This is a genomic window from Comamonas sp. UBA7840, from assembly GCF_002501455.1.
In the GTDB taxonomy this organism is placed as follows: domain Bacteria; phylum Pseudomonadota; class Gammaproteobacteria; order Burkholderiales; family Burkholderiaceae_C; genus Comamonas; species Comamonas jiangduensis.
Genome location: NZ_DLTI01000024.1, coordinates 93,872 through 105,438, shown reverse-complemented (window position 1 = coordinate 105,438; position 11,567 = coordinate 93,872). Strand labels below are relative to the sequence as shown.

The following is an 11,567-nucleotide window of genomic DNA, read 5'->3' as shown; positions in this document are numbered from 1 at the left end:
TCAAAACCCGGGGCGGTTCATTCAGGGCTGGAGCAGCCCTACAAGGAAGCCCGAATCCAATGACTGCTTTGGGCAACAGCAGTCATTGACATCCCTGAAGTGAACGGTAGCAACCAGCCTGAAACCGAAATAGCCCTGCATAGCGGGCGTGAGTTCACAGTAAAGAACAGCCTTGCATACAGATCAAGATCTGATGGTTTGTTGCCAAGCTAAAGCGCAACTGGGTGGGAATCGGACGGGTGGGGGTGTTCTATGTAGACAACACTTTTTTGTGCTGAAAAGTGCTGCTTTGTACGGGTGTGTTTGTAGAAGTTTTCCGTACTTCTTCCGTATTCCGTACAAAAAAATGCCCGCTTGTTAGCGGGCACTTCTTTTTCAAGCATTGGTTAATGCTTGCGATGTTTGGTAGGCGCAATTGGATTCGAACCAACGACCCCCACCATGTCAAGGTGGTGCTCTAACCAACTGAGCTATGCGCCTGTCTTTGTTCGAAGCGCTAACTATAGCAGTATTTCAAGGCGCTTTAAGGGAAAACGGCAATTAGTCTGCCCAATTCCCGTGTTTTGCATCAATGGCTGACTGTGCGCTGCATGTGGTTCGAGCCTACGGCTGGTTATGTCAGAGTGCGATTTACCAAAGCTTCCACCAAGGATCTTTTTTGCCTGGTGTCTGGGTTGCATCAGGCGTGTTGGCGTAGTTGCTGTCACGCACGCGCTTGGCGTCATCGCGCAAATCATTCATGCCCAACTTGTCGTAGGAGTTAATCAGAATGTCCAAGGCTTCTAAGGTAGCAGGAACACCTTGGTAGTCCGCTAGTGCGGTTTGCGCACGCGCAATCGCTGCCACGTAAGCACCGCGCGAATAGTAGTAGCGCGCCACGTGAACCTCATACTGGGCCAGCGAGTTGACAATGTAGGTCATGCGCTGGCGCGCATCAGGTGCGTAGCGTGACTGAGGGAAACGTGTCACCAGTTCGTTGAAAGACTGGTAGGAATCCTTGGCAGCTTTTTGGTCGCGCTCAGACAAGTCCTGGCGTGACAGCCACGCGAACATGCCCAAGTTGTCGTTGAAATTCACCAAACCCTTGAGGTACAGCGCATAGTCAATCGCGGGGCTGGCTGGGTGCAGGCGGATGAAGCGATCCAGCGTAGCGTGGGCCTGTTCTTTTTCACCGGCTTTGTACTGTGCGTAGGCTTTTTCAATTTGCGCTTGCTGTGCCAGCGGCGTGCCTGCAGCACGGCCTTCCAGTTTTTCAAACAGCGGCACTGCTTTATCAAAGCCGCCAGCTTGAACTTCGTCGCGTGCTTCGGTGTAGATGCGGTCTGGGGTCCAGTTGGCAGTTGGATCTTCTTTGGTCGAGGAACAACCAGCCAACAGGCCCGCTGCAAAAACAACGGCAAGAACAGGACGTGAAATGCGCGGCATGGCGAACAGCTTTCGGACAGAGTTTGTCATAAGTTCTAGTGAGGCGACTGCTTCCACTGCATGAGGAAGCGTCTGCAATGCGTGCTGCATTGTATAGGGCTAAATCTTTCGGATCGCAAGCTTTGTGCGGCCCCATATTGATATGGGCATGCAAAGAGTTGGGGCGCAACGTGCGGTGTGTTCCTACAATGCGGGCATGTTTGTTCACCTGCGTCTGCACACCGAGTTTTCCGTCATTGACGGAACCTGCCGTATCAATGATGTCGTCAATGCCGCAGCGGCTGATGGACAGCCAGCATTGGCCATTACTGACTTGAACAATATGTTCGGCAGCTTGAAATTCTACAAAGCTGCGCGTGGTAAAGGCGTAAAACCTATTTTGGGCGCAGAGCTCAATATGGAAGGCTGGAGCCCAGACAGTGAAACCAGTCGTGTGCTGGTTTTGGTGCAAAGTCAGCAGGGCTATCACAATCTTTCAGAAATTCTGGCGCGCGGCTGGACGGGTAATGTCTCCAAAGTACAGGCTCAGCCATTTTTCAAATGGCAGTGGTTGCAAGAACTTGGCGAAGGATTGATCTTGCTCTCTGGAGCCAACGCGGGGCCTGTTGGGCAGTTATTGCTGCGCGGTGACAGCCAAGGGGCCGCTGATTTGGCGTTGCAGTTGGCAGGCATGTTCCCGCACCGATTCTATTTGGAGGTGCAGCGTGCAGGCCGAGCAGAAGATGAAGCTGTGGTGGCGTACACGGTGCAATTGGCAGCCCGACTGAATTTGCCAGTGGTGGCGACGCACCCGGTGCAGTTTTCTAAGCCTGCAGACTTTGATTCTCACGAAACGCGGGTTTGTATCGCTGAGGGTGAGGTGCTGGCCAATCCTCGTCGGGTACGCCGCTTCACACGTGAGCAGTATTTCAAAAGCAGCGCCGATATGGAGGCGCTGTTTGCTGATATTCCATCGGCGGTTGAAAACACGCAGGAAATTGCACGCCGCTGTAGCGTGATGCTCAAGTTGGGCACCTATTACCTGCCTGATTTTCCTGCGCCGGGCAATATGACGATTGAAGAATACTTTCGTCGTGCATCTTACGAAGGCTTGGAAGACCGCCTGAGATTGCTGTTCCCAGATGCCGCTTTGCGCAGCCAGAAGCGGCCTGAGTATGTGGAGCGCCTCGAGTTTGAGCTGGGCATCATCTTGAAGATGGGCTTTCCTGGCTATTTCTTGATCGTGGCAGACTTCATTAACTGGGCCAAGAACAATGGCTGCCCTGTGGGGCCGGGCCGGGGCTCGGGTGCAGGCTCTTTGGTGGCGTATGTGCTGAAGATTACCGACCTGGATCCGATTTATTACAACCTGCTGTTCGAGCGCTTCTTGAACCCAGAGCGCGTGTCCATGCCTGACTTTGACGTGGACTTTTGCCAAGCCAATCGTGACCGAGTGATTGACTATGTCAAAGACCGCTATGGACGCAATGCGGTCAGCCAAATTGCGACCTTCGGCACCATGGCAGCGCGCGCGGTGATCCGTGACGTCGGGCGCGCAATGGACATGAGCTATACCTTCTGTGATGGTATTTCTAAGCTCATTCCCAATAAGCCCGGCCTGCACGTTACGCTGAAATACCCACCTAACCCCAAAAAAGAGGGTGATAAATACACCTACGCGATTGAGGCTGAGCCTTTGTTGGCGCAGCGCATTGAGCAAGAAGAAGATGTTAAAAGTCTGATTGAGCTTGCGCAAAAACTCGAAGGTATGACTCGCAACATCGGCATGCACGCCGGTGGTGTGGTGATTGCGCCGGGTAAATTGACGGATTTTTGTCCTTTGTACCAGCAGCCGGGCAGCGAGTCAGCGGTGGCGATGTTGGACAAGGATGACGTGGAGCAAATTGGTCTGGTTAAGTTCGACTTTTTGGGTCTTGCAACTTTGACCATTTTGGAAATTGCGCGCGAATTCATCATCAAGCGCCACAAGGGGCAGGAGAACTTCAAGTTTGAAGAAATTCCTTTGGATGACTACCCCACCTACAAGCTGTTCCAGGAAGGTAAAACAGAAGCGGTATTCCAGTTTGAATCGCGCGGGATGCAAGGCATGCTGCGTGATGCAAAGCCATCACGTCTGGAAGACTTGATTGCCTTGAACGCTTTGTACCGCCCCGGACCTATGGACCTGATTCCATCGTTTGTGGCGCGTAAGCATGGTCGCGAGGTGATTGAGTACCCGCATCCGCTGGTAGAGAAGGTGCTGTCTGAGACCTACGGCATCATGGTTTACCAAGAGCAGGTGATGCAGACGGCCCAGGTGCTGGGTGGTTACTCGCTGGGTGGTGCGGACTTGTTGCGCCGTGCAATGGGCAAAAAGAAAGTGGAGGAGATGGTTAAGCACCGCGCCACTTTCTGCGAAGGCGCTGCCAAACAAGGCATTGATGAACACAAAGCGGGTGAGGTGTTTGACCTGATGGAGAAGTTCGCGGGCTACGGCTTCAACAAGTCGCACGCTGCTGCTTATTCATTGCTGGCCTACCATACGGCATGGCTCAAGGTGCACTACACCGCTGAGTTTTACTGCGGCAATATGACCGTGGAAATGGACAACACCGACAAGCTCAAGGTGTTGTTTGAAGATGCTTTGAAGATGGGCATGAGCTTTGAAATGCCCGATGTGAACCGCGGCTTCTACCGCTTCGAGCCAGTGACCGACAAGGTCATTCGCTATGGGCTGGGTGCGATCAAAGGTACGGGCCAGCATGCCATTGAGGCGATTGTGGCCGCCCGGGAGGGCAATGGCGTGGGGCCTGACGCACATGTCAAAGGCCCCTTCAAGAGCTTGTGTGACTTCTGCGCTCGCGTTGATCGCACCAAACTCAACAAGCGTACTTTAGAGGCACTGATTAAAGCAGGTGCTTTTGACAGCATTCATCTGGATCGTGCGGCGTTGGTGGCATCCATTGATACTGCGTTTGATTATGCCAATGCGCAGCTGGCCAATGCCAACCAAGGCGGCTTGTTTGACATGATGGGTGATGATGCGCAGGGCTCGAGCAACCAGGAGCCGGCCTTGGCGGAGGTGTTGCCATGGGGGGTGAAGGAGCGGCTGACGCAAGAAAAAACGGCAGTTGGTTTTTATCTCTCAGGACATTTGTTTGATGAGGTGGAACATGAAGTGCGCAACTTCATTCGTACACCGTTGAGCGAGTTAGGTGATAGCCGCGAGCCGCAGTTGCTGGCGGGCATTGTCAGTGATTTGCGCGTCATCAACGGACAGCGCGGCAAGCTTTGTCTCTTTAAACTGGACGACAAAACTGCTGTGTTGGAGGCGTCGATTGATGAGGCCACCCTCAATGCACACAGTGACTTGCTCAAAGATGACGAGTTTGTCGTCATCACCGGCCGCGTCCAGCACGACCATTTCAGCGGTGGTTTGCGGGTCAAAGCGCAAAAAGTGTTGGGCTTGGCAGATGCCCGCTGCCGTTTTGCACGCTATTTGCAAGTAGATGCTGCCCACAAAGTTCCCGATGTCTTGCGCATACTGCGCGAGTTCCCGGCGAAACTGGAGCGTGCCGAGGAAGGCGAGTTGCGCCATGGCCTCAAGATACGGCTTGGCGTGCGCTGTGAAGCGCAGGGCGTGGCTGCAGTGGCTGAGCTGGACGTTGGAGACAAACACAAGTTCTACCCCAGTGACGCTGCATTGGCCGCATGGCGGGCCGAAGTGGGGAATACGGGCTGCCAGATTGTGTGGCGGGGCGCTTAACTGCGACGTGTAGTCCAGGAACCCATGCCGTCCTACAAGAGATTGCTCAAAACCTCCCTTTGCCAGCCCAGATGACTCTATGAAGAATAACCATGGGCTGATCGCTAGAATGAAATTCATGGCTACCCAACAACCTCCATACCGCCCTTCTTCGCCAGACCAGATCTCTCATGAGGATGATGGCAACTCGGTTGTCATGGAGCGGCGCACTCAAAAAGTTGCGCCACCTCCGATGTACCAAGTCGTCATGCTCAATGATGATTTCACTCCGATGGAGTTCGTGATCATGGTGTTACAAGAATTCTTTAGTAAAGACAGGGAACAGGCGACGCAAATCATGCTCAAAATCCATCTAGATGGGCGTGGCGTATGCGGCGTCTATACCCGCGATATCGCAGCCACCAAAGTAGAGCAGGTATTGCAAGCTGCGCAGCAGGCAGGGCATCCCTTGCAAGCTGTGAGCGAGCCTATTGAATAAATGGTGTTCGCCCCGACCTATACACACAGTCTCATAAACCGCAAGCACAAAGGAGTTCGTACATGATTGCCCAAGAACTGGAAGTCAGCTTGCACATGGCATTTGTGGAAGCTCGTCAGCAGCGCCACGAATTCATTACCGTTGAACATTTGCTGCAGGCGCTGCTGGACAATCCCAGCGCCTCAGATGTATTGCGTGCCTGCTCAGCCAATATCGATGATTTGCGTGCTTCGCTGAGCAATTTCATCAAAGACAACACACCCCAAGTGTCTGGCACCGAAGAGGTCGATACACAGCCCACGCTGGGTTTCCAGCGGGTGATCCAGCGCGCCATCATGCATGTGCAGTCCACAGGCAATGGCAAGAAGGAAGTCACGGGCGCTAACGTATTGGTGGCTATTTTTGGCGAGAAAGACTCACACGCGGTGTACTACCTGCACCAGCAAGGTGTGACACGTCTGGATGTTGTCAACTACATTGCCCACGGTATTCGCAAGAGCGATCCGCCTGAGCCTGCCAAGGCAGATTCGGCGGCGGAAGGCGAAGAAGGAGGCATGGGTGCGGAGCGTGCGGAGAAAGCTTCCCCGCTGGAGCAGTACACCCAAAACCTCAATCAGGCAGCCAAAGAGGGCAAGATTGATCCGCTGATCGGTCGCGAATACGAGGTGGAGCGCACGATTCAGATCCTCTGCCGCCGTCGCAAGAACAACCCGCTGCTGGTGGGCGAAGCAGGTGTGGGCAAGACTGCGATTGCCGAAGGCTTGGCATGGCGCATCACTGAAGGCACAGTGCCTGAAGTACTGTCCGAAGCGGTGGTGTACTCGCTTGATATGGGCGCTTTGCTCGCAGGCACCAAGTACCGCGGTGACTTTGAACAACGCTTGAAAGGCGTGCTCAAAACCCTGCGCGACAAGCCCAATGCGATTTTGTTTATCGACGAAATCCATACCCTGATTGGTGCGGGCGCAGCCTCTGGCGGTACGTTGGATGCTTCCAACTTGCTCAAGCCCGCGCTGTCCAGCGGTCAGCTCAAGTGCATTGGTGCAACCACCTTCACGGAATACCGGGGCATTTTCGAGAAAGACTCGGCACTGTCACGTCGTTTCCAGAAGATAGACGTGGTAGAGCCCACTGTGCCTGAGACCATTGAAATTCTCAAAGGTCTGAAGCCCCGTTTTGAAGAGCACCATGGTGTGTCATATGCCGCAGAAGCGCTGCAAGCGGCGGCGGAGTTGTCGGCCAAGTACATCAATGACCGCCATTTGCCTGACAAGGCAATTGACGTGATTGACGAAGCGGGCGCAGCGCAGCGCGTGAAAACGCCTGAAACCCGCAAGAGCACCATTACGCGCGCCGAGATTGAAGACATCGTGGCCAAGATTGCACGCATTCCCCCTGCGAACGTCTCCAACGATGACCGCAGCAAGCTGCAAACGCTGGAGCGCGACCTCAAGAGCGTGGTGTTTGGCCAAGACAAGGCGCTGGAAGTGCTGGCCTCAGCGGTCAAGATGGCACGCTCCGGTTTGGGCAAGCCCGAAAAGCCGATTGGTTCCTTCTTGTTCAGCGGCCCCACAGGCGTTGGCAAAACAGAAGCGGCCAAGCAGCTTGCCTACATCTTGGGTGTGGATTTGATCCGCTTTGACATGTCGGAGTACATGGAGCGCCATGCGGTCAGCCGTTTGATTGGCGCGCCTCCGGGTTATGTGGGCTACGACCAAGGCGGGCTGCTGACCGAAGCGGTAACCAAAAAGCCGCACTCGGTGCTGCTGCTGGACGAAATCGAGAAGGCGCACCCCGACATCTTCAACGTGCTGCTGCAGGTGATGGACCATGGCACGCTGACGGACAACAATGGCCGCAAAGCAGATTTCCGCAACGTCATCGTCATCATGACGACCAATGCCGGCGCAGAGGCCATGCAAAAGTCGGTGATGGGCTTTACCACCCAGAAGCAACCGGGCGATGAAATGGCGGACATCAAACGTCTGTTCACGCCAGAGTTCCGCAACCGTTTGGACGCCATCGTCAGCTTCAAGCCCTTGGATGAGCAAATCATTTTGCGGGTGGTGGACAAGTTCTTGCTGCAACTGGAGCATCAGCTGGGTGAGAAGAAGGTGGAAGTCACCTTCAGCGACAAGCTGCGCAAGCACTTGGCGGCCAAGGGCTTTGACCCTGCGATGGGCGCACGCCCCATGCAGCGTCTGATTCAGGACACCATCCGCCGCTCACTGGCTGATGAGTTGCTGTTTGGTCGCTTGGTGGACGGTGGTCGCCTGGAAGTGGACTGGGACGCCGAGGCCAATGAAGGCAAGGGCGATGTGATCTTGGAGATCACGCCATTGCCCAAGCCAGAGGGCAAGTCCGAGCCGGCAGAGCCGCAACAGGCCACTGCTTCGGAATAAACCGAACTGCACCTAAAACCGACAGCCGATAAGCTGTCGGTTTTTTTATGGCTGGCCTTGGAAGGTGCCCAAGCAGGATACAGTCGGCGTTACCAATACCGCGCAGGAGGAGATGTGGAGGCAATCACGCAGTGGTTCACGCATGAACATGTCATGCTGATCCTGTCTGTTACCTGGTCACTGTATGTTGTGATTGTTGGCGTGTGGATTTTGCTACAGCGCCGTGCGCCGGTCGCCACCTTGAGCTGGCTGCTATCGATGGCGGTGCTGCCGGTGGCTGGCATTGGTATTTACTATTTTTTGGGTCCACGGCGCTTGAAGCGCCAGCGTCTGCGTCGTTTGCGCAGCCGCCGCCGCTCGCGCGTGCGCGCCAGTATTGCGCGCCTCAAAGAGAAGGTGCCTGCGGCGCCGGAGCGCTTGCACCAGGTGGTCAAGCTGGTCACGGCTTCCACCAACTTCCCCGTCAGCACAGCGGACAAGGTGGAGCTGCTGGTCGGTGGCGCTGCCACGTTCGACAGCATCATGCATGCCGTGCGTGAGGCCAAAGACCACATCCATCTCGAATACTATATTTTTGAGCCTGATGAGACCGGGCTGCGCTTGATTGCGCTGCTGTGCCAAAAAGCGCGAGAAGGGGTGACGGTGCGGCTGCTGGTGGATGCGCTGGGCTCCAAAAGGCTGTCTCGCAAATACTATGCAGCGCTGGAAGCGGCGGGCGGTGAGTTCGCACTGTTTCACCCCACCAAATTTGGGCGGCGCGTGCGCCCTGTCATTAACTTTCGCACTCACCGAAAAATTGTGGTGATTGATGGCGCCATTGGCTACACCGGCGGCGTCAACATCACCGACGAAGAAGACAAACGCATCTTGCAGGATGCCTATCACGATGTGCATGTGCGCCTGGAAGGCCCGGTGGTGAACTGGCTGCAAACCGTCTTTTTGGAAGACTGGAGCTATGCGCTGGATTACAACCGCAAAAATGAACCTGCGGATTTCAACGCTTTGCTGCCAGATTTGCCCGATGGCAACCAGGTGGTGCAAATCATGGCTTCTGGGCCCGACAGCAGCATGGAAGCCATCCACCGCGTGCATGTGTCGGCCATTCACGCTGCGCACAAGCGCTTATGGTTGACCACGCCGTACTTTGTGCCGACGGAAGCGGCCATGCTGGCGTTGACCAACGCGGCGTTGCGCGGCGTGGATGTGTGCTTGCTGGTGCCTGAAAAATCAGATTCCCGGGTGGTGACGGCGGCGGCGCGCTCGTACTTTGACGAGTTGATTACGTGTGGCGTGAAGGTGTTTGAGTACCACCGCAGCATGCTGCACTCAAAAACCATGGTGGTGGACGATATGGTGGGCATCATCGGCACGGCCAACTTTGACAACCGCAGCTTTCGCCTGAACTACGAAGTGTGTGCCGTGGTGTATGGCGAGGCCTTCGCAGCCAAGCTGGAGCAGCAGTTTGTGGAAGACCTCAAGCACGCGCGGCGTGTGGGTTATGCGCGGCCCCAGAGTTTTTGGCAGCGGCTGGGCGATTCCGCTGCGCGGCTGATGTCACCGCTGCTGTAAATAAAAAGAGAGCTGGCGGCGACTGTCTAGCAATGATTTCAGCAACAAAACTATCTGAAAGCTAAGTAAATCAAGCGCTAGCTGCTCTTTTTATTCTACTTCCTAACGTTGCCCCTTTGCCGGGGTAGTTCAAGCCCCACGCGCAACACCTGCGTGGCGGCGGCAAACAGGCATACTCCCAACCCATGGCTGAACACACATTTCTCTGGCACGACTACGAAACCTTTGGTGCCAACCCCCGCTATGACCGGCCCGCGCAGTTTGCGGCCATTCGCACGGACCTGGAACTCAACGAGATCGGTGAGCCGATCATGGTGTATTGCCAGCCTGCGCCGGACTACCTGCCCAGCCCCGAATCCTGCCTGATCACCGGTATCACCCCCCAGCAATGTCTGGAGCAAGGCGTGCCCGAAGATGCCTTTGCGCGCCAGATCGAGGCCGCCTTCACCCAGCCCGGCACCGTCGGCGTGGGCTACAACACCATCCGCTTTGACGACGAGGTGACGCGCTTTCTGTTTTGGCGCAACCTGATCGACCCGTATGCACGCGAATGGCAGAACGACTGTGGCCGCTGGGACCTGCTGGACGTGGTGCGCATGGTCTATGCGCTGCGCCCAGAGGGCATTCAGTGGCCCACCAAGGAAGACGGCATCCCCAGCTTCAAGCTCGAAGACCTGGCCCGCGCCAACGGCTTGGCGCACGATCAGGCCCACGATGCGCTCAGTGACGTGCGCGCCACCATCGCGCTGGCGCGGCTGATCCGCGATCGCCAACCCAAGCTGTTTGAATTTGCCTTTGGCCTGCGCAAAAAAGACAAGGTGCTGCACGAGATGGGCCTGCCGGCCGAGCAAATTGATGTGCGCCCGTTCTTGCATGTGAGTGGCATGATCCCGCCCCAGCGCGGCTGCATTGCCGTGATGTGGCCGCTGGCCCAGCACCCCACCAACAAAAACGAAATGATCTGCTGGGACTTGCAGGCCGACCCCAGCGAGCTGGCCAGCTTGGACGCTGAAACCCTGCGCCTGCGCATGTTCACCAAAACGGCAGACCTGCCCGAAGGCATCACGCGCCTGCCCATCAAGGGCATCCACATCAACAAATCTCCCATGGTGGTGCGCAACCTCAAAACGCTGACGCCAGAGATGGCAGCGCGCTGGGGCATTGACATGCAGGCGTGCATTGACAACGCCGTGAAAGCGCGAGCCTTGCCGGACATGAGTGTGCTGTGGAAGCAGGTGTACAGCCGTCTGGAAGGCCATGGCCCGCAGGATGTAGACCAAGACCTCTACAACGGTTTTGTGAACCCCGCAGACCGCCGTCGCCTGACGCAGTTGCGAGCGCTCAACCCGCAAGAGCTGGCCGTCGATAAAACCGGGTTTGACGATGCCAGGCTGGCCGAGCTGGTGTTCCGTTGGCGCGCCCGCAATTGGCCTGAGAGCCTTAGCGCTGCAGAAACTGCCCGCTGGCAGCAGCGTTGCGCCGCCGCGCTGATCCACGGCGAGGGTGGTGCCCGCACGGCGCAGCAAATGTTTGCCGAGGTGGATGCCTTGCAAGAAACCGTGGACGACGAGCGTGCCGAAGAAATTCTGGGTGCGCTGTATGACTGGGCCGAAGCGGTGGTGCCCGAGGTCTAGTTTTTTAGACTGCTTTGATGGGGCTGAAATTGGCTGCTAGCGCTTATCCATTAAGCGCTGGCAGCTATTTTTTTGAATATGAAGGCGGTGGGGCTGCAAGGGGAATTTGGGCTTCCTGCTCAGGTTGCTCCACCCAGCCGCATGACCTGCTGCCCAGTGTCACCGCCTTCTTGTACTGACCCGTTGTGGGGTGTCTGCACGGGATGACTGGGCCCAGTCGATGCATGGCGAAGGAAAACGCCAGTAGGCGGCAATCCCAAGAACATGCACATTGAAGGCTCAGGAAAGACAGCGCAGCTTGGGTGGTGCTGCCA

At 56.0% G+C, this 11,567-nt stretch carries 6 protein-coding genes and 1 tRNA gene; 5 read left to right on the top strand and 2 right to left on the bottom strand.

Annotated features, from left to right (window positions below):
* Nucleotides 1–403: 403 nt before the first annotated feature.
* Nucleotides 404–480, bottom strand: a tRNA-Val gene (locus tag B3R00_RS09245).
* Between the two features lie 150 nt (nucleotides 481–630).
* Complete coding sequence (locus B3R00_RS09240; protein ID WP_286998771.1) at nucleotides 631–1,425, bottom strand: outer membrane protein assembly factor BamD; 795 nt, start codon at nucleotides 1,423–1,425, stop codon at nucleotides 631–633.
* 196 nt (nucleotides 1,426–1,621) lie between these two features.
* On the opposite strand from B3R00_RS09240, the gene dnaE reads away from it, so the two are divergent.
* From dnaE to sbcB, 5 genes are all read left to right on the top strand, one after another.
* Nucleotides 1,622–5,170 (top strand): DNA polymerase III subunit alpha, encoded by a 3,549-nt coding sequence (gene dnaE / locus B3R00_RS09235; RefSeq protein ID WP_286998765.1) that lies wholly within the window; start codon nucleotides 1,622–1,624, stop codon nucleotides 5,168–5,170.
* Nucleotides 5,171–5,279: 109 nt separating this feature from the next.
* On the top strand, nucleotides 5,280–5,648 hold the full coding sequence (gene clpS, locus B3R00_RS09230; RefSeq protein WP_376747674.1) for an ATP-dependent Clp protease adapter ClpS: 369 nt from the start codon (nucleotides 5,280–5,282) through the stop codon (nucleotides 5,646–5,648).
* A gap of 62 nt (nucleotides 5,649–5,710) precedes the next feature.
* Nucleotides 5,711–8,050, top strand: a complete 2,340-nt coding sequence (gene clpA / locus B3R00_RS09225) for an ATP-dependent Clp protease ATP-binding subunit ClpA (protein ID WP_286998763.1) — start codon at nucleotides 5,711–5,713, stop codon at nucleotides 8,048–8,050.
* 153 nt (nucleotides 8,051–8,203) lie between these two features.
* Nucleotides 8,204–9,619 carry a cardiolipin synthase gene (gene cls, locus B3R00_RS09220; RefSeq protein ID WP_286998762.1) on the top strand — a complete coding sequence of 472 codons (1,416 nt, stop codon included), beginning with the start codon at nucleotides 8,204–8,206 and terminating at the stop codon, nucleotides 9,617–9,619.
* Nucleotides 9,620–9,804: 185 nt separating this feature from the next.
* A complete protein-coding gene (gene sbcB, locus B3R00_RS09215; RefSeq protein ID WP_286998761.1) occupies nucleotides 9,805–11,253 on the top strand; it encodes an exodeoxyribonuclease I in 1,449 nt (482 codons plus the stop codon).
* Nucleotides 11,254–11,567 lie beyond the last annotated feature (314 nt).